We start from the raw sequence: 25,711 nt of genomic DNA, 5'->3' as shown, positions 1-25,711 counted from the left end.
CCTCCCGGGCCCATCCGTACCGTGCCGGTCATGGGACACGACACCGCTCGCATCCACCATGTGGGCCACATCGTCGAGGACATGGCGGAGGCGATCGGCGTCTACGAGCGGCTCGGTTTCCTCGTACCCCCGCCCAGCTGCCCGGCGATGTCCCGGCACGAGGGCGGCGAGCCCGAACCCTTCGGCGCGGCCAACACCCATGCGGATTTCCCGCGTTCGTTCCTGGAACTCGCGACCCGCGTGAAGGACGGCGACACCGGACGCCTGCCGGCCGACACCCACCTCGTTCCGCTGGAGGCCCCGCCCGAGGTGCTGCCCCTGCTCGTGGAACGGATCGGCGAGACCAGCGCCAACCTGGCCGCGTGCCTGGACCGTTTCCAGGGGCTGCACATCCTCATGTTCTCCTCGCCCGCCATCGACGCGGCAGCCGCGCGTCTGACCGCCGCCGGCGTACGGCGCCGCGCTGACCCTCGTACCCGGCTCGGCCCTGGCGACGGTCCTGCCGGGCGAACACCCTCCGGCGCTCCCCGCATTCGTCGGCTGCACCGTCGCCGTGCACGACCTCGCCCTCACCCGCGATCTGCTGCTCCGCAACGGGCTCCCGGTGCGGGAGACACCGTCGGGCGACATGTTCGTACCGGCGGAGGCGGCGCTGGGCGCAGCCGTCATCTTCCGTTCGGCATCACCCGGCGCCCGCCCGTAGACGACCCGCACGTCACGGGGGTCAGCAGCGCGCCCGCTCCCGCACAGCACCGACGCCGGCACGTACGCTGCGAGCATGGACGACCCCGTGCTCACAGCCCGCGACCTGGTCCGGGACCGGTTTCCCGCCGCCCGGGCGGCCTTCCTCGCCGGCAGCGTGCTGACCGCCCGCCGGACGCCCACGTCCGATCTGGACATCGTGGTCCTCGTGGACGACCCGCTCACTGCGGGCCGGGAGAACCTGATGTATCGCGGATGGCCGGTGGAACTGTTCGTACAGACAGAGGACCGCTGGCACACGTTCGCCGACCAGGAGACCGCGAAGCGGAGTTCGCCGCTGCTGGCCATGTGCGCCGAGGGCATGCTCCTGGTGGACACGGACGGCCTGGGCGCCGCACTCCAGGCCGAGGCCCGCACACGCTGGGCCGCGGGCCCGCCGCCGCTCTCGGACCATGAACACGACTACCAGCGCTACATCCTGACCGACCTGCTCGACGACCTACGGGGCTGCACGGACCCCGCGGAGCGGGTGTACCTGGTGACGCACATGCTGCAGCGCGCCTCGGAGCTGGTCCTGCTGGCCGACAGGCACTGGCTCGGCAAAGGAAAATGGCTCTCACGACGCCTGGCCGCGGCCGCGCCCGAGGTACACCGCGCCCTGTCCGAATCTGCCACGCAGGCGATCACCGGGGACACGAAGGCCTTCGCGGAGGTCGTGGCGGGGGTGCTGGACCGGTCCGGTGGCGCCCTGTGGGACGGATACGCGATCCGGTGAGCCGGTGTGTGATCGGGGCGGAGGCGCGGGCCGCGCGGAGGTGCCCAGGCGTACGCGCAGCCGCCGGATCATCCGTCCGGTACAGGTACAGGTCCATGGCTGCGTCGTCCCGGCCACGAGCGGCTCGGCCGACCGCTACAGGCGCTACACCATGGTGAGCCTCGGGCGGGCGTCCGGTCGCCCGTACTCCAGGATTCGGGGCAACACCTCGCGCAGGCGTGCCACATCTTCCGCCGGTGCTCGTAGTACGACCTCGATGACGTGGTCCTCCAGCTCAAGGTCGTCCAACGACTCGGGGTCCAACGTCACGCGCAGCAGATCCCGCTCGAATTCCACGGTGCGTATGCATCCATAGGCTGTGCTCTGGTCGGGAGTGACGAGGCAGTGCGTATCCATGCCCAGGGATATCTCCTGCGGGCGGGGGTCCCCGAAGTCGCACATGAAGTGCAGGGAGAAGCCCTCTTCGTCGTCCGACTCGGCCACACCCGCCTGCACACACGACTCCTGGTCCGGGTCGTCGACGCCCCAGGCGAACCGCGCGGTGAATCTGTATGTCATGACCGTGTTCTAGCAGAGGCGTCCGACAACGGCGCCCTGCCTGGAGCCAGAAGCGCCCCGCCCCTCAGCACTCCCCCCGGTCCCGCCCCGCCGAGTACAAGTAGCTGTCCCGGAACTGTTCCGAGCCCAGCGTCCGCCCCACCATGATGACCGCAGTCCGGATCACGCCCGCCGCCTTCACCTGCTCCGCGATCGAGTCCAGCGGGCCGCGCAGGACGATCTCGTCCGGGCGGGATGCCATCGCCACGACCGCCGTCGGGCAGTCCGCCCCGTAGTGCGGGAGCAGTTCGTCGACCACGCGGTCCACGTAGCGCGCCGCCAGGTGCAGGACGATCAGGGCGCCGCTGCGGCCCAGTGTGGCCAGGTCCTCGCCCTCCGGCATGGCCGTGGCGCGCTGGGCGACGCGGGTCAGGATCACCGTCTGGCCGACCGTCGGGACCGTCAGTTCGCGCTTCAGGGCCGCGGCCGCCGCCGCGAACGCGGGGACGCCGGGGACGACCTCGTACGGCACGCCCGCCTCGTCCAGGCGCTTCATCTGTTCGTTCACCGCGCTGAACACCGACGGGTCGCCCGAGTGCAGCCGTGCCACGTCGTGGCCGTCCTTGTGGGCCTGGACCAGTTCCGCCGTGATCTGCCCGATGTCCAGGTTCGCCGTGTCGATCAGGCGGGCGTCCTCCGGGCACTCGGCCAGGAGCTCCACCGGGACCAGGCTGCCCGCGTACAGGCAGACCGGGCTGGCGGCGAGGATCCGGGCGCCGCGCACCGTGATCAGGTCGGCCGCGCCGGGGCCCGCGCCGATGAAGTACACCGTCATGATCGATCTCCCTTGTGCGAACGTGCCCCGGATCCCGGGGACTTGCTGACCGACCACTGCGTTACGGGCATGGCCTGGCGCCAGCCGGTGAAGCCGCCGACCGGGACCGCGTGGGCGACCGCCAGGCGGACCAGCTCGCCCCCGAACTCCTTGTGCCGTGCGGCCAGCAGCGCCTCCGACTCCAGCGTCACCGTGTTCGCGACCAGCCGGCCCCCCGGCCGCAGTGCCTCCCAGCACGCCTCCAGCAGGCCCGGTGCGGTCAGGCCGCCGCCGATGAACACCGCGTCCGGCGCTTCCAGTTCGGCCAGCGCGGAGGGGGCCGGGCCGGTGACGACCCGCAAGCCCGGGACGCCCAGGCGGTCCGCGTTCCTCGTGATCCGCTCCGCCCGTACCGGATCCCGCTCCACGCTCACCGCCCGGCAGGACGGATGGGCCCGCAGCCACTCGATCGCGATCGAGCCCGAGCCGCCGCCCACGTCCCACAGCAGTTCCCCGGGCGCGGGCGCCAGGGCCCCGAGCGTGGCCGCCCGGATGTGGCGCTTGGTGAGCTGGCCGTCGTGTTCGTACGCCTCGTCCGGCAGGCCCGGGACGGTGCCGAGCCGCAGCGCGTCCGCCGACGCCCGGCATTCGACCGCGATGACGTTCAGGCGGTCCCCCGGGACATGCGCCCAGGTCTCCGCGACGCCGTCGACGTACGCCTCCGCCTCGCCGCCCAGCTGTTCCAGCACCCGCAGCCGGCTCGGGCCGAAGCCATGGGCCGTGAGCAGCGCCGCGACCGTGGCGGGCGTGCTCGCGTCCGCGCTCAGGACCAGCAGCCTGCGGCCCTCGTACAGCGAAGCCGCCAGCCGTGCCGCCGGGCGGCCCACCAGCGTCACGACCTCCGTGTCCTCCAGCGGCCAGCCGAGGCGCGCGCAGGCGTACGAGACGGAGGACGGGTGCGGGAGCACGCGCAGCCCCTCCGGACCCAGCTCCTCCGCCAGCGCCCGGCCGATCCCGTAGAACATCGGGTCCCCGCTCGCCAGCACCGCGATCCGGCGCTCCCTGTGCTCGGCCAGCAGCCGGGGGACGGCCGGCCTCAGCGGGGACGGCCAGCCCACCCGTACACCGGCGCACTCCGGCGGAAGCAGGTCCAGCTGGCGCGCCCCGCCGATCAGCACCTCCGCCTCCCGCAGCGCCTCCCGTGCCGTACCGGACAGGCCCGGCCAGCCGTCCGCGCCGATCCCCACGACGGAGACAGGGACGGAGACGGTGTGCGGAAGCGGGGCTGGAGATGTGGGTGGGGGCACGGGCCGGGACCTCAGGCGTTCGGAGTGGAGAAGGGAGGAGGAGAGCAGAGAGAAGAGGAGAGGGAAAACGGGGGTGACTGGCGGAAACCAGGCGCAGCCGAACCTTACTGAACGCCCCGATCCGCCCCCTCCAGCGGGTGAATCCGGCGGCGCATCCGGAGTGAATCCGAAAAAGAACCGCGCGTGGTGTCGAGAACCCCGCCCCGGCCCCGACGTCCCCTGTGTAAGAGGAAGAACGACCACCGAGCGAACGAGCGACCAGGAGGCGACGGTCATGAAGTATCTGGTGATGGTCCAGGGCAGCCAGGCGGACTACGACGCGCAGTCCGGCAAGGGCAACGCCACCAGCCCGGCCTGGGACGAGAAGGCCATGCAGGAGATGTTCGCCTACATGGGCAGCATCAACGACGACCTCGCCGAGTCGGGCGAGCTGGTGACCGGCTACGGGCTCACGGAGCCCGCGCAGGGCCGGGCCGTGAGCGTCGACGCCGAGGGGCGGCCGGTGGTCTCGGACGGGCCGTACAGCGAGACGAAGGAGCTGCTCGCCGGGTTCTGGATCCTCGAATGCGAGAGCCTGGAGAGGGTGACCGAGATCGCCGCCCGCGTGGCACGCTGTCCGCAGCCGCCCGGGGCGCCCGAGTACCCGGTGCTCATCCGGACCGTCGGCGGCGGGATCGACTAGACACCCCCAGGAGCGACGACTGAAGCCGGACCGTACGAGCGACGACGACACGACCGACGACATCGAGGACCTGCTGCGCCGCCACGCGCCGCAGGTCCTCGGCGCGCTCGTACGCCGGTACGGGCACTTCGACCCGGCCGAGGACTCCGTCCAGGAGGCCCTGATCGCGGCCGCCGGGCAGTGGCCCGAGGACGGGATCCCCGACAACCCGCGCGGCTGGCTGATCCGGGTCGCCTCCCGCCGCCTCACCGACCGGCTGCGCAGCGACGAGGCCCGGCGGCGGCGCGAGGAGACGGCGGCGGCCCTCACCCCGGCCGACGCGTTCGTCGCCCCGCCGCCCGGCGAGGGCCCCTCCGGGCCGGGCCGGGCCCCCTCCGAGGACGACACCCTCACCCTCCTCTTCCTCTGCTGCCACCCCGCGCTCTCCCCCGCCGCGCAGATCGCGCTCACCCTCCGCGCGGTCGGCGGCCTCACCACGGCGGAGATCGCCCGCGCCCACCTCGTACCGGAGGCGACGATGGCGCAGCGGATCAGCCGGGCCAAGCGGACGGTGCGCGGTACGCAGTTCCGGCAGCCGGACGCCCAGGACCGCGACCAGCGGCTCGCCGCCGCGCTCCAGGTCCTCTACCTGATCTTCAACGAGGGCTACACCGCCACCGCGGGCCCCGACCTCCACCGCACCGACCTGGCCCGCGAGGCGATCCGGCTCACCCGTGCCGTACGCCGGCTCCTCCCCCACGAGGGGCGCGTGACCGGGCTGCTGGCGCTGATGGTCCTCACCGAGGCGCGCACTCCGGCGCGTACCGGGCCCGACGGCGAGCTGATCCCGCTCGACGAACAGGACCGCGGCCGCTGGGACCGTAACGCCATCGCCGAAGGCACCGCGCTCGCCGAGGAGGCGCTCGCCCAGGGCCCCGCCGGTGACTACCAGCTCCAGGCCGCGATCGCCGCCCTCCACGACGAGGCGGAGCACGCCGAGGACACCGACTGGCCGCAGATCCTCGCCCTCTACGACCTCCTCGTCAGGCGCACCCCCGACCCCGCCGCCGCACTGGGCCGGGCGGTCGCCGTCGCCATGGTGCAGGGGCCCCGGGCGGGGCTCACGGCGGTCGACGCGCTGGCGGGGGCGGTGGAGCCGCCCTACCGCCTCGACGCCGTACGCGGACACCTCCTGGAACGGGCCGGCGATCCGGCCGCCGCCCGCACCGCGTACCTCGCGGCCGCCGACGCCACCCTCAGCGAGCCCGAGGCCCGCTATCTGCGGATGCGGGCGGGGCGGCTGGCCCCATAAGAGCCGCCCCGGCAGTTCAGCAGCCCGGCGGTTCAGCAGCCCGGCCGCTCCGGAGCGGCGGCTTCCCAACCGCCCGGCGGCTTCCCTGCTACTCGGCTGTCGGGCTCGGCCCGTACTTCGGACGGGGCCGGCCGAGCCTGCCCATGACAGCTTCGAGCCAGGCGCCCACCGACAGAGGTGCGGGTGGGTCGACTTCCAGGCCGAGCTCCGCCAGCCCGAGGACGTAGTCGATCTGCTCCAGGTCCAGGGCGAGAAGGTCGGCGAACTCGTCCACCATGTCCTGCGAGAACCATCCTCCGACGAACTGGGCGAGTTCCGGGAAGCGGGCGTGCTCGCGAAGCTGTAGTTCGGATGGCCAGGGCCCACGGGCGGGTGTGCCAGGGCCGGCGCAGACAGGCTGCCATCGCGTGGCTCGGCTCGCGCCCGTCTCCGCGCCCGTCCTCGTTCACGTTCTCGGCGTTCTGCCCGATGTGTGCGCTCGCGGCATCACGCTGGAGAACCACACGCGCCGCCTGGACATCCACAGCGCCGTGCCCAGAAATCGTCATCGACTGCAGCAGAACCCGTCCCACCGGCTCGGGCCGGGAAAGCCAGATCGCCTCCGCGCCAGGCGTACCCGCGTGCCCTGGGCCGGCGAGCGGTGAACCGTCTGCTCATTCCGCGTGATGACCTGCTGGGTGCACCAGTTCGCGGTTTCCCGGTAGGGGTAGGTCGAGGAACGATTGGTCACAGCCCGCACTCTCAGTCAATGACGAAGCCCCAGAAAACACCGACCTCGGTCGGTGAGACCACGACCACTCCGCAGTCCAGCGCGTAGTCCGTGAAGCCTTCGTAGGCGGCTTCCCTGTTGAACATGTCACCGTTCGGATCGTCCCCGGCCGCAGTGGCGTTCGTACAGCAGAGCGCGCCAGGGCCGAAGCGGTCGAGGATCACTCCGGCATGCCGCATCAAATCCGGTTCACGCTCGTCGAACCCGGGGATTCCGGCGGTGAGAAACCAGTCTCCCTGCAGGGTGACCAGCACCTGGGCCGCTCCCCGCCTCGAAACGTCGTACACGGCGCCGAAGTCCGTGGAGCGGGGAGGGAGAAAGGGGCGATCGGGACCACAGAGCGTGTGAACGTCGCCGTCCGGGGCGTGGTTGACGTTCAGCCACCCCCGCGGGTCACGAGTCCTCAGCCTCATGACGTCAACGGCGCTTCCGCGCCAGTCCCCCTCCCTCTCTCCCTCGCGCGGCCCGACCGCGGCGAACGCACTGCCGCCGAACAGCTCGCACACAGCTGTCTTCCAAGTCTCTTCGTCCACCACGGTCATAAGGAGATGATTCCCCACCTTCTTGTACTCGGCGGAGAACTCCCGGGCGGCATTTATGAAGCCGCCGCAGTCCGGATATCTTTCGCACTCGTCCAGTGAACCTTTCCCGGTAATGGCTCATGACGTTGCGTGATCATTCAGATGGCACGGCCGTAGTCGAGTTGGAGCAGGACGAGAGCTGCGGCGATCCAGCAGCCAGCTCTGGAACGGGGCCAGCGCCACCAGGAGCTTCTCCACGAAGATCGAGGGAGCAGGCAGATGCCCTTCGGGGAACCGAGCGGATGCAACCTGGTGAGGCTCTGTCCCGGCGGATCCCGAGCCGAAGATTGCCGGACATCGGCAATGCGGCAAGACCCTGCCGCGCATGGATGATGGTGCCTGCCGGCAGAAACGGGGGGGTGTTCGGTGGAAGCAACAGTGGAAGCGGTCGCGGCCCGCAGCGTGGCCCGTGCGCGTATGGGATCGGGCCTGGCGGTGACGGTCCTTCTGCTGCCCTTCGGCGGCTACGGACTGGCCCGGACGGGGGCGGTCCCCGAAGGCACACCGATCGTGCTCGGCCTGCTGTGCGGGATCGTCGGCTTCGTCCTCCTCCCCGCACTGTGCGAGGAGCAGGCCCCGTTCCGGCATTCGTCGTCGAGCCTGACCGCGCGCACCCTGACCGGCGAACGGTCCGTCGACCTGAGCCGAATCACCACGGTCCGGCTACTGACGACCTTCTCGTACGGCGGCGCGTACCGCGCCCTCGTGGTGCGCGACGCCCATGGTGTGCGCCTCGGCATCACGACCGAGAGAAGCCGCAGGAAGCTGCGACGAGCGATCGAGGAAGCGGACGCGAACGCCGCGCGGGGTGTCCCCGGGCCCCGGGTGAGCCGTGCGGCCCGGGCCCTTCTCGGCCTTACCCCGGGGCAAGGTCTCGTCGTCCACACGCTTCTCAGCTTTCTGCCTCTGACGGTGTCTGTGAGCCTGTACGTGGCTGTTGTGCTCCGACTCGGCGGGCAGTGAGCCTTCCCAGTAATGGATCGGGACGTTGCGTGATCGTTCAGATGGCTCGGCCATACTCGAGTTGGAGCAGGACGAGGGCTGCAGCGGCGATCTTCGTGATGCGGCCGGGGTCGAGGCTGGCCCGGCGCAGAGCCTTGAAGGTGGTCTTGAGCAGAGAGTTGGCGCGTTCGCATACGCCGTGGACACCCCGGATGACCTTGTTGTAGGTCTGCTGGGCCTCGGTCAGTATGCCGCCTGCGGGCTTCTTGACCGGGTGGCGAAAGCCGTTGCACTGCACGGCCACATTTCCGGACAGCCCGAACAGTACGACCGGGGGCACGTCGATCGTGCCCTGCGGCGACGGACCGGCGGGCGTGATCATCAGCCCGCCCCTCCAGCCACGCAGCACGGCTGCACGGGCGGCGGTGTAGTTGGTCTGCCCCTTGGTCACGACCTCATGCAACCAGGTCTGAGTGGCTTGAAGATCCTGCGCCGACCCTGTTCACTCCCGCCGCCCGAAGAACTCGATCTCCGCCACCGCCGTACGCCGGTCCTCCCCCGAGCCGTACGCCGCGTCGACCGTGAGCCGGGCCCGTACCGTGTCCGAACCCCGTATGTCGAACGTCTGCTGGCCCGCCTGGTCGCGCAGCCGGATCGTGCGGGCCGTCTTCTTCCCGTCCTTCGACGTCAGCTCCACCGTCAGCCGCGCCGGGCGGCCCTGCGTCAGGAACTCGTCCTGGCGCGCCGACGTCCCGGAAAACACCACGATCTTCATCATCCGTACCGGCTGCGCGAAGGCGCACTCCAGGTGCTCGCCGATGCCCTCACCGGTCTTCTTCGGTGCCCAGTAACGGTTGTTGAACCCGTCGACCGCCGCCGACGCCGGGTGCCCGTCCGCCTCGCTGGAGCCCTGGCAGGCGGCCGGTGGCACGGACTCCGGGGTTCCGGTCTCCTCCTTGGCGAAGCCGAACAGGCCCGAGAGATGCGGCAGTGCGAACCAGACGCCCACCGCCAGCAGGATCAGCACGAGGGGCAGCCCGACCCTCGGCCGCCGCCACCCGCGCCGCGGCCGCGCCCCCGCCACGCGCGCCTGCCGGGGGCGTCGGCGCAGGATCCGCCGCCACCACGACGGCCGGCCCTCCGGGGCGGGGCCGGGGTCCAGGAGCAGGGCGCAGCGGATGCACAGGGTGCGGTCCGGGGCGTTCTCCGTACGGCAGTTGGGGCAGACCACCGGCGCGCCCACGGGCTCCGGGCGGTCCGGGCGCGCGGACTCGGCCGACTGCCGCCGCCCGTCGTCCGGCCATGCGTCCGGGCCGGGCGCCGGACCGGGCGAACCTTCGCCCGGCCGCCGGGGAGCGGCCGCCTCCGGTTGCGTCGGCGGGGGCAGGGGAGCCGTTACGGGCATGGGCGCGGGCGAGGCCACGGGGGCGGGCGCGGGCGGCGTCACGAAGGGGGTCGGAGGTGGTGCGGCGGGCGGGGGCGGGGGTGGTGTTACGGGAGGGGGAGCAGGCCTTGTCGGCGGTGCGGGGGGCGGCTCGGACGTTGCTACGGGGGTGGGCGCGGCGGGAACGGGCGGCCCGGCGGGCGTATTCGGCGCGGGCGGCCCGGCGGGCGTACTCCGCGGAGGCGGCACGTTCCGGACGGGCGGCCCCGCAGGCGACGGGGGCCCCGCAGGCGCGCTCGGCACATGCTGCGGGGCGTTCTGTGCGGGCGGCGCGCTCTGTGCGGGCGGCCCGGCAGGTACAGGCCGCGCGCCTCCCGCAGGCCGCGCGCCCTCGGCAGTCCCCGCGCCCCCCACAGGCGGCACGCCTTCCGCCGGCCGCGCGCCCCCCGCAGGCCTCGTGCCCTGCGCAGGCGACGGGGACACCGCAGGCGACGAAGGCCCCACCGGCGGCGAAGGCTCCTCCTCCCACCCCAGGAACGCCTCGCACGCCACGCAGAACTCCCGTCCCGGTGGGTTCCGTCGGCCGCACTCGTCGCAGATCACAGCAGCTCCAGGGTGAATCCGACGTGCGCCGGGACCTCCGCGCCGATCAGCTCCTCCAGCCGCACCCGGTCCAGCCGCCCCGCCCCGGCCCCACCGCTGCCGGCTCCACCGCCGCCCGCCCCGCCGTCCCCCGTCGCCCGGATCCGGATGGTCACCCAAGGGCGGTCCTGGCCGGGCAGCGCGGTGTGGGGGCGGGTCGACCAGGCCGTGCCGCCGCTCTCGACGATCTCCGGTTCCGTGCCGGTCTCCAGCCGGAGCGCCTCCGCCAGGCCGCCCGCCGTGCCGCGCCGGGCGTGCCGGGTGACCGCGCCGCGCACCGCCGCCCGGCGCAGTTCCGGCGGGCTGTCCTCGTGGGGGTCGACGGCCACCCACTGGGCCAGCCAGTCGAGGAAGTCGTCGGGGGCGCTGCGCGGGTCCAGGTGCGCGGGCAGGTTGTCGATGGAGAGGAGGACGGGAGCCAGGACGTCGTCCAGCGCGGCCAGGAAGCGCTGGAGGAAGTCCTGTTCCAGGTAGACGGAAGGGAGTTGGTCGATCAAGGGGTGCGGGGTCGGCAGCCCCGGGATTCCGCTGCGCATCGGCTCAGGCCCCCCTCACCCGGAGCTGGTGCTCGTAGCTGAAGACCAGCGCGTGCGGGTCCAGCGGGATCTTCGCGGTGGCGTCGGTGCGTTCACCGGTGACCGGGTCGGCCCGGTACAGCCGTACGTCCTCCACCAGGTCGACCCCCGGCACCCGTTGCAGCACGGCGAACGCCTCGCCGGACTGGACGGGCCTGCCGAACGGCCAGCCGTCCCCGGCCGGCCCGCCGGTGAGCGGGTTGAAGTACCCGTACAGCGCGGCCAGCGCGCTCTCGCGGACCTTCTCCGCGACCGCCCCGCGCTCCGCCTGGACCAGCGCGACGACGGTGACGCCCTGGTAGAACGGCGGCTCGACGACCAGCCGGGCCCCGATCGGCCGCCGGGCGTCCAGGTGTCCGGCGATCAGGGCGAGCGTGTTCGCGGGCGGGATCAGCTCGTCGAACTCGATCCGGCCCTGCTCGTCGCCGCTCCCGGCGGGCACGACCAGCAGCCGCACCCCGCCCGCGTCGGCCGAGCCGTCCTCCGTACCGGCCCGGATGCAGTGGACCCGGGCCGCGTCCGGGGCGATCTCGCGGGCGAGGAGTTCGTAGTCGTGCGGGACCACCGCCCGGTGCAGGGTGCGCAGGGTCATCGGCCCGCGCACCCGGGCGCTGTCAACGCTCTCGCCGTCCACGCCCCCGAGCGCCGGCCGGCGGTTCTCGACCCGGGCGACGTACGGGATCGCGCTGCGCAGGACGCGGAGCGTGGAGCGGGCGACGTTGCCGCGCAGCCCGCCGCCCGTACGGTACGAACGGACCCGGACCGTCGCGCCCTTGACCGGGACGCGGCCGTAATGCCGTACGGAGCCGTCCCGTTCGCGTACGGCGGGGCCGAACTCGACGCGGCCCTCGTTCGGGTCGAGCGTGACGTGCCGGTCCTCGGGGTCGGAGTGCGCGAAGTCGTCGACCCGGGTCCAGCGGGTGATGTCGGAGCCGCCGCTCGCGGTGTCGGCGGCGGCCGGGTCGGTCACCTCGACCACGAACTCCCCCGGCACCACCGGCGGCCGGGCCAGCCGGAACACCTGCCCCGGCACGCCCTCCGCCTGGCCCAGCACCTCGTCCGTGACGGTCTCGGCGTGCTCGGCGGCGACCGTCGCGCCGATGGTGAACGCGGTGATCCCCCGGACGACCGGCGGGGCCATGTACGTCGGCTGCCCCGGCTCCGCCTCGATCAGCCGGCAGCGCAGCCAGCCCCCGGTGCGGCCGACGACGGCCGCCGGGACATGGGTCCTCGGCAGGTGGAGGATCAGCTCGCCGGACCGGTTGAAGCCGCCGGTGTCGTCCTTCTCCACCTCGCAGACCGCCCAACTGGCCCCGTCCCAGGCCTCCCAGAGGATCGGCGGCCGCGCCGGGTCCACGCCGACGCCGTCCACCGTGCAGTCCAGGCGCAGCGCCAGTACGCCCGCGGGCACGGCGGCCGACAGGCCGACGTACAGGCAGTCGCCCGGCGCGGGCGTCGCCCCGAACACGGGCACGTCCCGGCCGAGCGTCAGCTCCTCCGTCCGGTCGACGGCCTCCCCGGGCGAGGGCCAGGTGGCCAGGTGGGCGAAGGCACACGGCACGATGGAGAGCGGCTCGGAGGTGGTGAAGACGACCGCCTCCTCCGTCTCCGTACGCACGGTGGCGACCTCCGTACCGGCGCGCACCAGCACCGGTTCCGGGCGCGGCGCGGAGAGCCGGAACGTCACCTCGGTGTGGGCGGCGGTCGGCGGGTGGAGCCGCACCCCGATCAGGTCGAGGAAGGTGAGATAGCTCTTCTCCGGCACCCGGTTCACCCGGTAGACGAGCTGGTCGACCATGGTCGCGAACGCCTCGATCAGCGTCACCCCGGGGTCCGAGACGTTGTGGTCGGTCCACTCCGGGCAGCGCTGCTGGACCAGGCGTTTCGCCTCGTCGACCAGGCCCTGGAAGGTGCGGTCGTCCAGATGCGGGCTGGGCAGGGTCATGCCCTCGCCCCCTCGTGCGGGCCCGGCAGGGTCATGCGCCCATCTCCTCGTCCTCGGCCGATGGATCGGTCGCCTCGGCGTGCTGCGGGATCACGTAGAACGGGAAGACGAGGTTGCGGGGGTCGTTCGCGCCGCGCACGGTGTAGCCGATGTCGATGTAGAGGACGCCGTTGTCCGCCTCGTCGAACCGGACGACGACCTCCGTCACCTCGATCCGGGGCTCCCAGCGCTCCAGCGCGAGCCGCACCTCGTACGCGAGCTGACCCGCGGTCCCCGCGTCCGCCGGGGCGAACACATAGTCGTTGACCGCGCAGCCGAACTCCGGCCGCATGGGCCGCTCGCCCGGCGAGGTCGCCAGGATCAGCCGGATCGACTCCTCCAGCTCGTGTTCGCCGCGCACCAGGGCGATGGACCCGGTGGCGTCCGTACGCGGCGGGAACGCCCAGCCCGCGCCGATGAATTGCTGTCCCACGGTGACGTCTCACCCGCCGATCAGTACGGTCGGGCAGCCGGACACCACCGGTGAGCCGCAGCCCGCCAGATCGCCGACGCGGGCGGCCGGCCGGCCGCCGATGAACACCGTCGAGCTGCCGGGCGGGGCGAGGACGGTCGGCGGGTGGGCGGCGGGCGAGGAGCACAGGTGGGCGGTCCCGACGGTGGCGGCGGGCTTCCCGCCGATGAGCACGGACAGGACTCCGGGCGGCCCGACCGTGCCGGGGTGGCCGGTGGGATCGCCGACCCGGGCCGCCGGAGCGGCAGGTGCGTCGGACATGCTGTGCACTCCTCTCTCTACTCTCCCTGGTGGACTGATCTACCGTCAGTTGAGCTTGACCATCGGTGCGTTGACGCTCACCGTGCCGCCGCTCCTGATCTCCGTACGGCGACTGCCGTCGACCGTGACCTCACCGCCCCGCACCTCCACCGAGCCCTGGGCCGTGACGCCGACCTTTCCGGTGCCGCCGTCGACGGAGACCCCGTTCCGCGCGGTCAACGTGACGCTTTCACCGGCCAGTTCGAGCGACCCACGCCCGGCGTCCAGGGCCACGCCGTCGGCCGCCCGGATGGAGACCTGCTCCTTGGCCTCGATCGTCACGCTGCCGTCGCTGCCGATGACGATGGCGGTGCCCTTGCGGTCGAGGTCGATGGTGAGCTTGCCGTCGCCGGTGCGGAGCCGGACGCCCTGCGGGCCGTTCGCGGCGTCCAGCAGCTCCAGCTGGTTTCCGCTCTTGGACGCGAAGGCGCGGCGGTTCACGGCACCGCTGGTGGGATCGACGAGTTCGCCCCCGCCACCGCCGCCTCCCGCTTCTCCTGAGCCGCCCGCGGCGCCGGCCGCGGCACCCACGCCCGCACCGCCTGCACCGCCCGCACCGCCCGCACCGCCCGCACCGCCTCCTCCCCCGCCGCCGCCCGGCCGGTCCTGCCCGTTGTACAGACCCGCCAGGACGTACGGCCGGTCCAGATGCCCGTGCTCGAAGCCGACCAGCACCTCGTCGCCGACCTCCGGGATGAACGCCTCCCCGCCCCCCGTCCCGTTGGCCTGTGCCGTACGCGCCCAGTCGCTCGCGTACTCGTCGGACAGCCACGGGAACCGGACCTTGACCCGCCCCGAGCCCTCCGGATCCTGCGTGTCCGTCACCGTCCCGCTCACCAGCCCCGCACACCGTGAACCAGCACTGCCGGAAACCGAGTTGGTGAGCCCGTACAGCGACCGCTCCTGCTGCCCCGACACGGTGATCCAGGTCTCGTACCCGCGTACGGCGTCGAAGACATGGCGCGAGGTCGTCACCGTGTACCGGCCCTCGAAGGGCGCGCCCACCGCGTTCAGCGCCACCGCGCTGCCCGCCCGCACCTCCGGATTGCCCCGGATCACCGCCTCCAGCTCCGCGAACGACCCGGCGATCCGCTCCGCCAGCGCCTTCGCCGCCTGGTCGACCTGGGCCTGCGCCCCGTACGCCGCGTCCGTCACCACGAACCGGGCCTCGCCGAACGGTTCCGACACCTCCGCCGCCGTCACCCCCAGCTCCAGCGTCGACGACGCGCCCGCCGGGGCCCGGCCCACCAGCGGCTGCTTCGCCTGGACGTCCCAGCCGCGCACCTCCACCTCGGAGACCTGCTCAGCGGCCGATACCCCGGCCCGGCAGCGGAGCAGATTGCTGCCCAACTCCAGGACGAGCGGGTCGCGTTCGGCGCGGGCCGAGGGGTCGGGTGCGCCGCCCGCCTCGGCCGGTTTCGTGATGTGGAGCTGCCCGTCCCGTACGTACGCCTGCGCGCCCGCCTCCTCCGCGAGGCCGCGCACGAACTCCCAGTCGGTGACGTTGGGTTGGGCGATGTGCTCCAGTACGGGTCCGGCGATGTCGACCGGGCCCGGTTTCAGCCCGGCGCGCTGGGCGACCTGGCCGCAGATGTCGGCGAGGGTCATGTTCTGGTAGCTGGCCACGCGCCGCCCCCGGAACAGCCGGTGCGACTCGTCGAGCCCGCGTACGACGGTGAACGTGCCGGACTCGTCGAGCTCCACCTCCAGCGCCGTGACGACCCCTTCCAGCAGTGGCTTCGGGGCGGTGCCGCCGCCCGCGCGGGCCAGCAGCCGGGCCTCGGTGCCGATCTTCAGCCCGGCCTGTTCCAGCAGCACCCGGTCGGGGTCCCGGAACCGCAGCAGGAACAGGTCGGGGAGCGTACGGCTGTCGTCGACATAGCCCTCGACCAGCGTGTTCACGAACTTCGCGGGCAGCGGCGTACCGCCGAACTCCACCGTCAGCGCCGTGGAAACCCCCTGCTGCGCCATCAGCCCCGCCCCCGGTCCAGGGCCCTGTCCCGGCCCCTGCCCCGGCGGCCGGCCGCCGCCGCCCCGCCGGCCTCCCGACCCGCATCGCCCCTGAGCCGGGCCAGCTCGTCCAGGGCGGGCAGCAGGAGCTGGGTGCCGGGGGCGAGCCGGAGCGGGTCGTCGATCCCGTTCGCCTCGGCGATCACCCGCCAGGCCGCTGGATCCCCGTACTCCCGGTGGGCGAGCGAGGGCAGCGAGTCGCCCGAGCCGACGCGGTGGACGCGCCGGGCGGCCAGCGCGCCCGAGGTCGGGTTCTGGCCAGGCGTCTCGCCGCTGATCTCCTCCATGGTGACCTGGCAGACCGCCCGGATCGGCACCCCGGACGTCGTGAACAGCGTGTATTTGGCGGCGACTTGGCTGACGTACCCGGGAAAGCCGGTCAGCCCGCCCCAGTGGAAGACGACCCACGGCGGGGACGACCGCTGCTGCTGCCGGGTCTCGTCCGTCGGCACGCAGCACGCGAAGAGCTGCTCCACCGAGGTGACGACCCGAGTGTCCTGGGTGTCACTGGCGTCGAAGAACATCTCCACGGTCAGCTTGCTGGGCTGCGAGCCCTGGTACTCCGGCGGCCCCGAACTCTTCGCCCCCTTCGCCGGACTCCGCTTCCAGGAAGCCGCCTTGGTCAGGCTCAGCTCCTTGGGGTTGAACTGGAAGTCGATCCGCCCGCACGGCCCGCCGGGCGTCAGCCCGCCCCCGGTCGGCGGGGTGCGCAGCTCCAGGTAGGCGTGCTCCAGCTTGGGCCGCGCCGAACCGCCCTTCGCCGCCGAGGCCACCCCCGACGTACCGGCCGCGCTGAACGCGATGGGACCCGCACCGCTCATCGCGCTCAGCCCTCCATCACGTAACCGTGGTGGGCGATCTCGATCGTCTCCATCGCGACCTTCGGCGACTCGGGCGTGAACGAAGGCCCGGTCCACCGCACGGGCACGACCTCCAGCAGCCCCCACTGGGCCACCTTGTGACCGTCGCCCGTACGCGCCTCGATGTGCGCGGTCTTCCTGCTGAACCCGGTGGTCATCGTGGCGAACCAGCGCGCCACCTTCTCCGTCTCCCGGGTGAGCGGACGCGACAGCTTCACGTTGGAGTACTTCAGCCGGGTCGGCAGCTGCCACAGATGACCGTTGTTGCCGCCCTCCTCGCGGGTTTCGAGGACCACTTCACAGCCGAGGCCCTCGCACGTGTTGAACGACCCGAGCTCGATGTCGTCGATGGTCACGACGAAGCAGACGCTGACGGCGGGGTCGCTGTCCTGGGCGGTGGCCATGACACGTACCTCTCAGTTCGGTCGAGCAGTCGTACGGTCGGTCCTTCAGTGACGGGTGTTGATGAGATGACCGGCGCGTTCGCGTTCCAGCCGGAGATCGTTCTTGAGGAGCCTGCTGAGCGGGGCGTACAGGGCCCGGACCAGCTCGTCCGTGACGGCGGGAGCCCCCTTGCCGTCCTTCGCACCGGCCGCCTCGGAGGCTCCTCCGGTCTCCGTCACGGCCCCGGACTCCGCGCTGTCCTCCGGTTCCGGTTCGTCCACGGGCTCGGGCTCGGGCGGCGGCGGTTCCTCGACGGTCTCCGCGATCTCGGCCTCCCGCTGGACGACCGGCCGCGAGGTGCCGGAGGCCGGCGCGCCCCTGAACACGACACTGCCGTCGGCCATCCGCTGCGCCACCCCGGCGGCCACGGCCACGTCACCGGCCCCGGACGAGGGCAGGGAGGGCGCCCGCCCGGAACCCGGCGGGGCCCCCGGGAGCCGCCCCGGCAGGGAGCGCGGCGCCGGGGGCCGGCCTCCGGCCGCCTGCCGCTGCAAGGGAGCGGAGGGCCTCACGGCGGTGGGTGCGGCGGCCGCCCGGACAGGCGCGGGGCCCAGCGAGACACCCGGACCGGCCATCGGCCCCGCATCCCCCGCCTCGGCCCACCGGACCGGGACGCCCTCGGGGGGCGACGCGGTGGGCACGGCGGGGTTCGGCGCGGCCCCGACGGCCGATTCCGGATCCGGTTCCGGCCCTGCGGCACGCTGTACGTCGACGTTCTGCGGGACCAGGGGCCGGTCACCCAGGAGCGGGGCGACGGGCCGGCCGGTGGGAGGCGGGGCGGACGCCGGGCCGACCGACCGCTGGAGCGAACCACCCGTGCCACCCGTGCCACCCGCATCACCCGTCCCACCAGTGCCATCGGCGGCACCGGCCCCCACCAACGGGTCCTCGCCGAGCAAGGGCGCGACGGGCTCATCGGCTTCCCCTGCCGGACCGGAGCCGGAAGGGCCGGTGGCAGCGGACGGAACCTGGCTCGCGGAGTCCCCGGAAACGTTCGGTGCCTCGGGGGAGGACGCGGCCCGACGCTGAGCGGTCGGCGGCAGACCCGGCAGAGGCGCGCCGAGCCCAGGAACCCGCCGGGTCCGCTCCCCCACCGGCGGCATCGCAGCCCGCTGAACGCCCACGCTCCCGGAGGCCGGAGCAGCCGGAGCGGCCGGATCAGGCGGCGGAACCGACGTAGAAGGAGGAGGAGAAGAGGAAGAAGAGGACTCCGGCACGACGGCCCGCTCACCCACCAGCCGACGCACGGGCAACTCCTCACCACCCCCGGAGACGGAGGTCAGACCCGAGCCCTCATCCCCGTAAAGACGCTGCACAGGTACGGATACGGGTCCGGGTCCGGGCTCCGCCCCCGACACCTCGGGCCCCCGCGCAAGCAGGGCCTCGCCCCCACCCGCCCGGCCGACATGCGTCACCGCCCCCCGCAGCGGCATCTCCACGGACCGCTGAGCCGCGACCGGCGACGACGGCGAAGGTGACGGCAGCGACGACGGCGAAGGGCCGGGCTCCGCGACACCGACGCCCCGCACCAGCCCACTCGGGGCGTCAGGGCTCACCACATGCCCCAGCGGCGTCCCGAGCACCGTGTCCTGCCGCGTGGTGAGCGATGCCTCGAACTCCGCAGGTGACAGCGTGAGTTGCTGCCCGGAAACCATCCGCTGGAGCGGCTCCAGCCGGTTCACGTCGACACGGTCGCCACGATCGGCCACCGCCGGGCCGGGTACCGGCGCGGGCACATCGCCGGCGCGGGCACGGCCGCGGTCACCCCGCAGCCAGGACATCAGCCCCATGAACCTTCGTCCTCTCCGACTACTGCCCGTTGAGGCGGGCGACCTGCGCGACGAACTTCAGGCGTTCCGGATGTTCCAGGTCCAGCAGATCGTCCAGCGGCCAGTGGAAGTGGTAGGCGAGGTACGCGACCTCCTCGTAGAGCAGGTCGGCCGCGTACGTCACGATTCCCCCAGGCGGCCACCGGCGAGATTCACCGCGAACTCCTCGTCGCAGGACGGGCAGGTGACGGCGGCGCGGGTGTGGCCCTCGGCGTTGATCCGGCGGTAGAAGTCCTGGAGGAAGGCGAGATCGGAGGCGAACAGGTCCTCGATGACGCCCGGGTGGATGTCCTCGACGGTGCCGATGCGGGTGACGACCCGGGATATGAGGATCACCGACAGATAGGCCGAGTTCTCCCGCACGCGGTCGTCCCGCAGCGGGACCAGCTCGTCGCGGGCGGTGGCGAGGCGCATGACGCCCGTACGGTGGACGGTCCCCGCCTCGTCGACGTAACCGCGCGGCAGCTCGAACCCGAACTCCGTGCGCATCGGCTCCTGTTGGCGCGCGGAGCCGCTCCGCCCTCCGGCCGCCGCCGCGGCCTCGACCTGCTCCGGGCTCTGGAACTGGACCGAGCGGCGCATCAGTCGAGTTCCATGCTCTCGTAGGTGATCGCCAGCTTCTCCGTCAGCACCGAGGTGTCACCGGCCTTGAGCGTGCCGATCTCCAGGGACTTCGGCCAGGCGTTGATGAGCTTGTAGCGCTTGATCGGCATGCCCTCGTAGTCGTAGACGATGACCGCGCCGTTGCGACGGGCGTTCGTCATCCGGCCGAACCGCGAGTCCTTGATCCACCGCTCGAAGCTGTTGTCCTCGGTGAGGCCGCGCGTCACCGTGACCTCGCCGGCCTTGGGGCGGCCGGGCAGCTTCTTGATGGCGTACTTGCCGTCGGCGGTGTTCTGCTTCAGCTCGATGACGTCCTGCTCCATCTTCAGACCACTGACCTCGGTGATCTGCTTGATGATGACGCTGTCGAATTCGAGGCCGAAGGAATGCCCGACGGAACTGTCGAGATCGGGAAGTGGCACAGCAGACTCCTTACGCCAGGCTCAGGAACGGGCTGTCAACGGCCGGGGACCGGGGACCGGCGGAAGACGGTCAACGGCGGATGCCCGATGGCCGGGCCGACGGTCAACGCGTTCTGGGCGGCCGGTCATTCGTCGACACCGCCGCTGCCGCCGGTCAGCTGGGAGAGCCGGAACACGACGAACTCGGCCGGTTTGACGGGGGCGACCCCGATCTCGCAGATGACCTGTCCCGCGTCGATGCTCTCCGGCGGGTTCGTCTCGCGGTCGCACTTCACGTAGAACGCCTCCTCGGGGGTCAGCCCGAACAGCGAACCCTTGCGCCACTCGTTGACCAGGAACGCCGAGACCGTGCGCCGGACACGCGCCCACAGGGCGTCGTCGTTGGGCTCGAAGACGACCCACTGCGTACCGGCCAGGATCGACTCCTCCAGGTAGTTGAAGAGCCGCCGGACGTTCAGATAGCGCCAGGCCGGGTCGGAGGCGAGCGTGCGCGCGCCCCACACCCGGATGCCCCGCCCGGGGAAGGACCGGATGCAGTTCAGCCCGATCGGGTTGAGCAGGTCGTGCTCGCCCTTGGTGAGCTGGGTCGCCAGTGCGACGGCCCCCCGGACGACCTCGTTCGCCGGGGCCTTGTGCACCCCGCGCGTGTCGTCGTTGCGCGCCCACACCCCGGCGATGTGCCCGCTGGGCGGTACGAGGGTGGCGCGGCCCGACGCGGGGTCGGCGACGCTGATCCACGGGTAGTAGAGCGTGGCGTACTTGGAGTCGAAGTTGGCCTGCCCGGTGCGCCAGCCGCGTATCTGCTGCGGGGTGAGGCCGGGCGGCGGGTCGAGGATGGCCACCCGGTCGCCCATCAACTCGCAGTGCGAGATGAGCCCTTGCTGGACGGCGACGACCGACTCCAGGTCCAGAAGCCCGCGTTCGTACGCGCTCATCAGGTCGGGCACGGCGATCATGGTGACCTCGTCGACCGCTTCGAGGCCGCCGATCCCCGTACGCCGGTCGGCGTCACCGACGTACACCTCGGGGGCCATCGCACCGGAACCGCCGGCGGCGGGGGCCGCCGGGGCGAGGGTCACCGTCTGCGGCTCGGGCGGGGCGGGTGCGGCGCCACGCCCCGACTCCCGTACCTCGATCAGCTCGGACTTGGCGTTGACGCGGGTGGCGACGTTGTCCTTGCTGCGCTTGGTGGTGACGGAGGGGTACGTCTCGACGACCTGGCCGTCGCGCTTCACGAGGAAGCGGAAGACGTCGGCGGGCGGATCGTCGCCCTCCACCGGCGCGACCTCCACACTGATCTCGCCGCTGACGCCGGGCCGGGGGCGTACGGCGTACGGGCCGACCCGGACCTCGGCGCCGACGGGCAGTTCCCCGGCCTCCCGGCCTTTCCCTGAGGCGCCCTCGCCGTCCTGGTCGTCCTGGCCCTCCTGGCCGCCCGCCGCCACCGTGCCGTCGCCGATGCGTACGACGTAACAGACCCCGCCACCGTTGGCGAAGAAACCGTAGACGGCGGACGCGAGGTAGGTGCCGTCGACGAAGTCGCCGAAGGTGGCGACGAACTGGCTCCAGTTCGTGATCAGCGTCGGCTCGTCGAAGGGGCCCTTCTGGGCGAAGCCGACGAAGGCGGCGACCGAGGTGCCCACCCCTTCGATCGGCCGGGATCCGGACTCGACCTCTTCGACGTAGACGCCGGGGGACAGGTACGACGGCATAGGGCCTCTCCTCGACACACTCCTGGGCGCACTGCTGGGCACAACGCTGCTCGGCACACTGCTCGACGCTCGACCGGGTGACGCGGGCCATTCTCGCCACGGCAGCGATCACCGGGAACGGACGGTCGGCCGCCCTGCCGCGCACGGAGGGCTGCCCGATGAGGCAACGCGACCGCGCCACGGGTGCCGCCCCGCCCTGCCCCGTACGCGGACCGCGCGCGCTGCGTACGCCACGGGATTCCCCGGCACGGTGGCAGCCACCACGCATGCACCACATCCGGGCGGGCCCGCGATCTGTGCGGCCTCCGGCCGGCGGGAGCGGAGAAGCGGGGAGGGGCGGGGAGGGCGGATGAAGGCGGTTCCGGAGAAGCCTTCCGCCACGCCCCAGCCCCGCCACGAGGCGGTACGCGCCCCGGACCTCGACGCCGTAGCCGTCCCGGAACGCGACGCCGTACCCGTCGCGGAACGCGATGGCTCGAGCTCGGACGCCGCACGAACGGAGCAGACGGCCACCTCCCCGGCATCCCGGGTCCCCGACCGCCGCTCCATCCAGCGGCTGCAGCGGCTGGCCGGGAACGGTGCGGTGTCGCGGCTGGTGGCCCAGCGGTACACCGCACCGGTCAAGCCGTCCCCGGCCCAGTCGCCGCGCTTCCGCAACGTGAAGACGGATGTGGCGGCGAAGAAGACCCGGCTCGCGGCGCACGCCCCGGCGGCGGCGGAGTCGAAGGCGTCGCAGGACGCGGCCGTGGCCCCGCCGGACGACAAGGAGGCCCAGGGCAAGGCGGCGAACGCCGAGAAGATGAACGCGGCGAAGCCCGGGGAGTTCAACAAGAAGGCGTTCATCGACGCGGTCAACAAGGCGATCGACGCACAGGCGCCCAAGAACCTCGACGAGGCGGACAAGTTCTCCAAGTCCGGCAAGGCGGACCAGGTCAAGGCGGAGGTAGACGGCAAGGTCACCGACGGCAAGGAGTCCTCCGCCAAGGACATCGACACGGCGACGAAGGCCCCGCCAGACACCTCGGCCGCCAAGGACAAGGACGTCACCCCGCTCACCCCCGACCAGGCTCCGGGCAACCCGGGCGCACCGTCCGCCACGGACGCGGTCCCGGAGAAGCAGCCCGCGGCGGTGACGGACTTCTCCGAGGGGCCGGCCGAGAACGACAAGGCGATGGCGGACGCCGAGGTCACCGAGGAGCAGCTGGCCAAGGGCAACGAGCCGGAGTTCAACGAGGCGCTGTCGGCGAAGAAGACCTCCGAGGCGGACGCGGCAAAGGCCCCCGCGAAGGGGAAGGCGGCGGAGGACCAGCAGCTCTCCACCGCCAAGCAGAACGCGGCGGCCTCCGGCGCCCAGGCGATGTCGGCCCTCACCGCGACCCGCGCCACCGCCGGCAAGCAGGTCGACGGCGGCAAGAACGACACGAAGTCGAAGGACGAGAAGAAGCGCGCCGAGGTCACGGCGAAGCTCCAGAAGGTCTACGACGGCACGAAGAAGGACGTCGAGGACACCCTGTCCGGCCTGGACAAGAAGGTGGACTCGGCGTTCACGGCGGGCGAGAAGTCGGCGCGGGACGCGTTCACGGCGGACCACAAGAGCCGGATGAAGAAGTACAAGGACAAGCGGTACTCGGGCCTCATGGGCAAGGGCCGCTGGGTCAAGGACAAGTTCGCCGGCCTACCGAAGGAGGCGGACGACCTCTACCAGGAGTCCCGCAAGCTCTACGTCTCGAAGATGCAGACGGTCATCTCCTCGGTGGCCGACATCATCGGCGCCGAGCTGGGCAAGGCGAAGGCCCGGATAGCCAAGGGCCGCACGGAGTTGAAGGCGGAGGTAGACAAACTCCCCGCCGACCTGCGCCAGTTCGGCCAGGACGCGGCGAAGGACTTCGCAGGCAAATTCGACGACCTGGAAGCGACGGTCAACGAGAAGTCGGAACAGCTGGTCCAGGACCTGGCCCAGAAGTACACAGCGGCGCTCAACAAGATCGACGAGGAGATCAAGAAGCTCCAGGAGGCCAACCGGGGCCTGATCGACAAGGCGAAGGACGCGATCGTCGGGGCCATCAAGACGATCAACGAGCTGAAGAACCTGCTTCTCGGCATCCTCGCCAAGGCCGCCTCCGCGATCATGAAGATCATCAAGGACCCGATCGGCTTCCTGGGCAACCTGGTGAAGGCGGTCGGCGCGGGCCTGAACCTGTTCATCACGAACATCGCCGACCACCTGAAGACCGGCGTCGTCTCCTGGCTGCTGGGCACAGCGGTGAAGGCGGGCCTGGACCTGCCAGCCCGTTTCGACCTCAAGGGCATCATCCAGCTCATCGGCTCGATGCTCGGCCTCACTTGGGACAACATCCGCACCCGCGTCACCCGCAAAGGCGTACCCGACGAAGCGATGTCGGCGGTGGAGACCTCGGTCCCGGTAGCGAAGAACCTCGCCGCCGAAGGACCGGCCGGCGCCGTCAAGGAAATCCAGGCAGAAGCGGGCGACCTCAAAGCCACGATCCTCGGCAAGCTGACGACCTACCTGATCCCGACGGTCCTCATCGCGGGCATCACCTGGATCATCTCCCTGCTCAACCCCGCCTCGGCCTTCGTCCGCGCGGTCAAGGGAATCATCGACATCGTCACGTTCATCGTGACGCAGGGCGCCCAGATCGTGGACTTCGTCAACGCGGTCCTGGACGCGGTCATCGCCATAGCCAACGGCGGCCAGGCCGGCGTCCCCAAACTCATCGAAGCCGCCCTCGCCACGAGCGTCCCCCTCCTGATCGGCTTCCTGGCCGCCCTCCTGGGCATCGGCGGCCTGGCCAACAAGGTCAAGTCGGTCTTCCAGTCGGTATCACGACCCGTCACCCGCGCCATCGACAAGATCGTCGACTTCATAGCGAAGAAGGGCAGGGCCCTCTGGAGCAAGCTCAAAAGAAGGAATAAAGGTAAACGCAAAGAGGCAGAGAGAGGGAAAAACCAGGAATCAATCACCCTCCCAAAAAAGACATTCACCACGGACGAGGGAGAAGGCCACCTACTTTCCTTCGCCAGCGACCGTCCACAGTCAACACTTATGATCCGCAGCTCCCCTATGCCCGTACATAAATTTCTTGAACGGTGGAGTACAGACATAGGTGACGAAGTGGATCCTGCCCAGCGCGACAAGCAGAAAAAGGCACACGGCGATGCAGCCGCAAAACATGCCGAGGTCAAGAAATCTCAGACATCGCTGAGCGCAGCTTCCGGCAGCGACCGCCAACGACAACTTTCACTCCTGGTCAACCTGCTGGACAGCCTCGCAGAATCCTTGTCTCACCATGCACCTGGATCGGAAGCACCACTACCGGCCCCCGTACTCCCGCCATTCATCAATGATGTTCGCGCCACCAAATTCACTGCACACTACATCAACCATGGCCTTAAAGGCACCCCCTCCGGCGACCACGACGGGAATCTACCGGGCTGGGATCACATCGATTCGAAAGGACTCAACAAGGGTAGCAATAAAACCGCCTGGGTAAAAATGCATTTACTACCCGACTTCCTGGGAGGGCACGCAACCGACTCCAATCTGGTCCCGGCGCGAGGCTTCACGAACAACCCGCTATTTCTTTACGCCTCAGAAAACCCAGCAAAACGTGCATTAAAATCCGAAGAAAAGATGATCTGGTATCGAATCGACAAGTTGACCTTTCACGCAAGCCCGACCGGTCAGTTCCCGGACGACTCATTCCCCGATACCATCGGTGTCGAGTGGGGAGGATACGAAAGAACCCAAGGGCAATGGAAGGAGAAGGCCGCGAGTGGAAACTTTTCCGACAAGCAGGACCCGCCGACCGAGGATCGTCTGCGAATAAACATAGAGGGCGCCACAGCTGTCAGGAAGCGGCTCGGACTACCGGATGACGCCGCAAGTAAGCGTATCGGAAAAGCTATCAAGGCAGGTCAGCCCTACGCCGATATCACAGACCTGACGCTCAGGTGGCCTGACTTTGCGAGCAAGTTCACCACCTTGGAAACCCAAGGGCTCATCCGCTGGGACTGACTCGACCGAAAGCCGAGGCGAACAGTGAGATTGGAAAA

Annotated in this window: 24 protein-coding genes and 2 pseudogenes; 7 read left to right on the top strand and 19 right to left on the bottom strand. The window is 71.2% G+C overall.

What is annotated here, in order from left to right; translation table 11 throughout:
• Positions 1 to 30: 30 nt before the first annotated feature.
• The 3 genes and pseudogenes from ACSMXR_RS19000 to ACSMXR_RS18990 form a co-directional block, all read left to right on the top strand.
• Positions 31 to 414: pseudogene (locus ACSMXR_RS19000) on the top strand (VOC family protein); the annotation flags it as partial.
• A 139-nt stretch (positions 415 to 553) separates the two neighbouring features.
• Positions 554 to 703: a hypothetical protein gene (locus ACSMXR_RS18995; protein WP_381791521.1), complete on the top strand. Its 150-nt coding sequence runs from the start codon at positions 554 to 556 to the stop codon at positions 701 to 703.
• Between the two features lie 75 nt (positions 704 to 778).
• Positions 779 to 1,477 carry a nucleotidyltransferase domain-containing protein gene (locus tag ACSMXR_RS18990; RefSeq protein WP_473169485.1) on the top strand — a complete coding sequence of 233 codons (699 nt, stop codon included), beginning with the start codon at positions 779 to 781 and terminating at the stop codon, positions 1,475 to 1,477.
• Positions 1,478 to 1,621: 144 nt separating this feature from the next.
• Here the strand turns inward: ACSMXR_RS18990 and ACSMXR_RS18985 are convergent, their stop codons facing one another.
• From ACSMXR_RS18985 to cbiE, 3 genes are all read right to left on the bottom strand, one after another.
• The gene (locus tag ACSMXR_RS18985; RefSeq protein WP_376184936.1) at positions 1,622 to 2,035 is read right to left on the bottom strand and encodes an Imm10 family immunity protein; all 414 of its coding nucleotides are present in this window, start codon (positions 2,033 to 2,035) and stop codon (positions 1,622 to 1,624) included.
• Positions 2,036 to 2,099: 64 nt separating this feature from the next.
• A complete protein-coding gene (gene cobM / locus ACSMXR_RS18980; RefSeq protein ID WP_137229676.1) occupies positions 2,100 to 2,849 on the bottom strand; it encodes a precorrin-4 C(11)-methyltransferase in 750 nt (249 codons plus the stop codon).
• Positions 2,846 to 4,135 (bottom strand): precorrin-6y C5,15-methyltransferase (decarboxylating) subunit CbiE, encoded by a 1,290-nt coding sequence (gene cbiE, locus ACSMXR_RS18975; RefSeq protein ID WP_218525533.1) that lies wholly within the window; start codon positions 4,133 to 4,135, stop codon positions 2,846 to 2,848. Before cbiE ends, cobM begins: the two co-directional genes overlap by 4 nt.
• Positions 4,136 to 4,409: 274 nt before the next feature.
• Between cbiE and ACSMXR_RS18970 the strand changes: the two genes are divergently transcribed.
• Both ACSMXR_RS18970 and ACSMXR_RS18965 read left to right on the top strand, forming a co-directional pair.
• Positions 4,410 to 4,817, top strand: coding sequence for a YciI family protein (locus ACSMXR_RS18970; protein WP_359139013.1), 408 nt, complete (start codon positions 4,410 to 4,412; stop codon positions 4,815 to 4,817).
• 19 nt (positions 4,818 to 4,836) lie between these two features.
• Positions 4,837 to 6,108, top strand: a complete 1,272-nt coding sequence (locus ACSMXR_RS18965; protein WP_473172401.1) for an RNA polymerase sigma factor — start codon at positions 4,837 to 4,839, stop codon at positions 6,106 to 6,108.
• An 88-nt stretch (positions 6,109 to 6,196) separates the two neighbouring features.
• Here ACSMXR_RS18965 and ACSMXR_RS18960 read toward each other — a convergent pair whose 3' ends face one another.
• Together ACSMXR_RS18960 and ACSMXR_RS18955 are read right to left on the bottom strand one after the other, a co-directional pair.
• Positions 6,197 to 6,385 carry a hypothetical protein gene (locus ACSMXR_RS18960; protein ID WP_473169484.1) on the bottom strand — a complete coding sequence of 63 codons (189 nt, stop codon included), beginning with the start codon at positions 6,383 to 6,385 and terminating at the stop codon, positions 6,197 to 6,199.
• Between the two features lie 464 nt (positions 6,386 to 6,849).
• Positions 6,850 to 7,419 (bottom strand): hypothetical protein, encoded by a 570-nt coding sequence (locus ACSMXR_RS18955; RefSeq protein WP_473169483.1) that lies wholly within the window; start codon positions 7,417 to 7,419, stop codon positions 6,850 to 6,852.
• Positions 7,420 to 7,824: 405 nt separating this feature from the next.
• Here ACSMXR_RS18955 and ACSMXR_RS18950 point away from each other — a divergent pair, with 405 nt between their 5' ends.
• Positions 7,825 to 8,421: a hypothetical protein gene (locus ACSMXR_RS18950; RefSeq protein ID WP_473169482.1), complete on the top strand. Its 597-nt coding sequence runs from the start codon at positions 7,825 to 7,827 to the stop codon at positions 8,419 to 8,421.
• 37 nt (positions 8,422 to 8,458) lie between these two features.
• Here ACSMXR_RS18950 and ACSMXR_RS18945 read toward each other — a convergent pair.
• The 14 genes and pseudogenes from ACSMXR_RS18945 to ACSMXR_RS18880 form a co-directional block, all read right to left on the bottom strand.
• Positions 8,459 to 8,746, bottom strand: a pseudogene (locus ACSMXR_RS18945) (transposase family protein); the annotation flags it as partial.
• Positions 8,747 to 8,902: 156 nt separating this feature from the next.
• Positions 8,903 to 9,643: an NADase-type glycan-binding domain-containing protein gene (locus tag ACSMXR_RS18940; RefSeq protein ID WP_473169481.1), complete on the bottom strand. Its 741-nt coding sequence runs from the start codon at positions 9,641 to 9,643 to the stop codon at positions 8,903 to 8,905.
• Between the two features lie 740 nt (positions 9,644 to 10,383).
• Positions 10,384 to 10,962: a phage tail protein gene (locus ACSMXR_RS18935; RefSeq protein ID WP_473169480.1), complete on the bottom strand. Its 579-nt coding sequence runs from the start codon at positions 10,960 to 10,962 to the stop codon at positions 10,384 to 10,386.
• A 4-nt stretch (positions 10,963 to 10,966) separates the two neighbouring features.
• Positions 10,967 to 12,946, bottom strand: a complete 1,980-nt coding sequence (locus ACSMXR_RS18930; protein WP_364886027.1) for a putative baseplate assembly protein — start codon at positions 12,944 to 12,946, stop codon at positions 10,967 to 10,969.
• Positions 12,947 to 12,977: 31 nt separating this feature from the next.
• Positions 12,978 to 13,418: a GPW/gp25 family protein gene (locus tag ACSMXR_RS18925; RefSeq protein WP_137229660.1), complete on the bottom strand. Its 441-nt coding sequence runs from the start codon at positions 13,416 to 13,418 to the stop codon at positions 12,978 to 12,980.
• Positions 13,419 to 13,427: 9 nt separating this feature from the next.
• Positions 13,428 to 13,718, bottom strand: a complete 291-nt coding sequence (locus tag ACSMXR_RS18920) for a PAAR domain-containing protein (RefSeq protein ID WP_137229658.1) — start codon at positions 13,716 to 13,718, stop codon at positions 13,428 to 13,430.
• A gap of 45 nt (positions 13,719 to 13,763) precedes the next feature.
• Positions 13,764 to 15,728, bottom strand: a complete 1,965-nt coding sequence (locus tag ACSMXR_RS18915; RefSeq protein ID WP_473169479.1) for a VgrG-related protein — start codon at positions 15,726 to 15,728, stop codon at positions 13,764 to 13,766.
• A complete protein-coding gene (locus ACSMXR_RS18910; protein ID WP_473169478.1) occupies positions 15,728 to 16,588 on the bottom strand; it encodes a CIS tube protein in 861 nt (286 codons plus the stop codon). The genes ACSMXR_RS18915 and ACSMXR_RS18910 overlap by 1 nt, the downstream gene beginning before the upstream one ends.
• A gap of 5 nt (positions 16,589 to 16,593) precedes the next feature.
• The gene (locus ACSMXR_RS18905) at positions 16,594 to 17,031 is read right to left on the bottom strand and encodes a phage tail protein (protein WP_030575685.1); all 438 of its coding nucleotides are present in this window, start codon (positions 17,029 to 17,031) and stop codon (positions 16,594 to 16,596) included.
• A gap of 45 nt (positions 17,032 to 17,076) precedes the next feature.
• The gene (locus ACSMXR_RS18900) at positions 17,077 to 17,646 is read right to left on the bottom strand and encodes a hypothetical protein (protein WP_473169477.1); all 570 of its coding nucleotides are present in this window, start codon (positions 17,644 to 17,646) and stop codon (positions 17,077 to 17,079) included.
• 1,234 nt (positions 17,647 to 18,880) lie between these two features.
• The gene (locus ACSMXR_RS18895) at positions 18,881 to 19,024 is read right to left on the bottom strand and encodes a DUF6760 family protein (protein ID WP_018099790.1); all 144 of its coding nucleotides are present in this window, start codon (positions 19,022 to 19,024) and stop codon (positions 18,881 to 18,883) included.
• Positions 19,021 to 19,482 carry a hypothetical protein gene (locus tag ACSMXR_RS18890; protein WP_381846882.1) on the bottom strand — a complete coding sequence of 154 codons (462 nt, stop codon included), beginning with the start codon at positions 19,480 to 19,482 and terminating at the stop codon, positions 19,021 to 19,023. Before ACSMXR_RS18890 ends, ACSMXR_RS18895 begins: the two co-directional genes overlap by 4 nt.
• The gene (locus ACSMXR_RS18885) at positions 19,482 to 19,925 is read right to left on the bottom strand and encodes a phage tail protein (RefSeq protein WP_030075899.1); all 444 of its coding nucleotides are present in this window, start codon (positions 19,923 to 19,925) and stop codon (positions 19,482 to 19,484) included. Before ACSMXR_RS18885 ends, ACSMXR_RS18890 begins: the two co-directional genes overlap by 1 nt.
• A gap of 125 nt (positions 19,926 to 20,050) precedes the next feature.
• A complete protein-coding gene (locus ACSMXR_RS18880; RefSeq protein WP_473169476.1) occupies positions 20,051 to 21,637 on the bottom strand; it encodes a phage tail sheath family protein in 1,587 nt (528 codons plus the stop codon).
• A 349-nt stretch (positions 21,638 to 21,986) separates the two neighbouring features.
• On the opposite strand from ACSMXR_RS18880, the gene ACSMXR_RS18875 reads away from it, so the two are divergent.
• On the top strand, positions 21,987 to 25,673 hold the full coding sequence (locus tag ACSMXR_RS18875; RefSeq protein WP_473169475.1) for a phage tail protein: 3,687 nt from the start codon (positions 21,987 to 21,989) through the stop codon (positions 25,671 to 25,673).
• The last annotated feature ends 38 nt before the right edge of the window (positions 25,674 to 25,711 follow it).

This window comes from Streptomyces sp. DSM 106670 (assembly GCF_055792845.1).
Note: the sequence above shows the minus strand (reverse complement) of the source record. Positions and strands in the feature narration are given on the sequence as shown.

Excerpts from the sequence above, each read along its gene's own strand:
- ACSMXR_RS18990 (WP_473169485.1), top strand. The coding sequence starts at position 779 with ATGGACGACCCCGTGCTCACAGCCCGCGACCTGGTCCGGGACCGGTTT.
- ACSMXR_RS18985 (WP_376184936.1), bottom strand. The coding sequence starts at position 2,035 with ATGACATACAGATTCACCGCGCGGTTCGCCTGGGGCGTCGACGACCCG.
- cobM (WP_137229676.1), bottom strand. The coding sequence starts at position 2,849 with ATGACGGTGTACTTCATCGGCGCGGGCCCCGGCGCGGCCGACCTGATC.
- ACSMXR_RS18970 (WP_359139013.1), top strand. The coding sequence starts at position 4,410 with ATGAAGTATCTGGTGATGGTCCAGGGCAGCCAGGCGGACTACGACGCG.
- ACSMXR_RS18960 (WP_473169484.1), bottom strand. The coding sequence starts at position 6,385 with ATGGTGGACGAGTTCGCCGACCTTCTCGCCCTGGACCTGGAGCAGATC.
- ACSMXR_RS18955 (WP_473169483.1), bottom strand. The coding sequence starts at position 7,419 with ATGACCGTGGTGGACGAAGAGACTTGGAAGACAGCTGTGTGCGAGCTG.
- ACSMXR_RS18935 (WP_473169480.1), bottom strand. The coding sequence starts at position 10,962 with ATGCGCAGCGGAATCCCGGGGCTGCCGACCCCGCACCCCTTGATCGAC.
- ACSMXR_RS18930 (WP_364886027.1), bottom strand. The coding sequence starts at position 12,946 with ATGACCCTGCCCAGCCCGCATCTGGACGACCGCACCTTCCAGGGCCTG.
- ACSMXR_RS18920 (WP_137229658.1), bottom strand. The coding sequence starts at position 13,718 with ATGTCCGACGCACCTGCCGCTCCGGCGGCCCGGGTCGGCGATCCCACC.
- ACSMXR_RS18915 (WP_473169479.1), bottom strand. The coding sequence starts at position 15,728 with ATGGCGCAGCAGGGGGTTTCCACGGCGCTGACGGTGGAGTTCGGCGGT.
- ACSMXR_RS18910 (WP_473169478.1), bottom strand. The coding sequence starts at position 16,588 with ATGAGCGGTGCGGGTCCCATCGCGTTCAGCGCGGCCGGTACGTCGGGG.
- ACSMXR_RS18905 (WP_030575685.1), bottom strand. The coding sequence starts at position 17,031 with ATGGCCACCGCCCAGGACAGCGACCCCGCCGTCAGCGTCTGCTTCGTC.
- ACSMXR_RS18900 (WP_473169477.1), bottom strand. The coding sequence starts at position 17,646 with ATGGCCGGTCCGGGTGTCTCGCTGGGCCCCGCGCCTGTCCGGGCGGCC.
- ACSMXR_RS18890 (WP_381846882.1), bottom strand. The coding sequence starts at position 19,482 with ATGCGCCGCTCGGTCCAGTTCCAGAGCCCGGAGCAGGTCGAGGCCGCG.
- ACSMXR_RS18880 (WP_473169476.1), bottom strand. The coding sequence starts at position 21,637 with ATGCCGTCGTACCTGTCCCCCGGCGTCTACGTCGAAGAGGTCGAGTCC.
- ACSMXR_RS18875 (WP_473169475.1), top strand. The coding sequence starts at position 21,987 with ATGAAGGCGGTTCCGGAGAAGCCTTCCGCCACGCCCCAGCCCCGCCAC.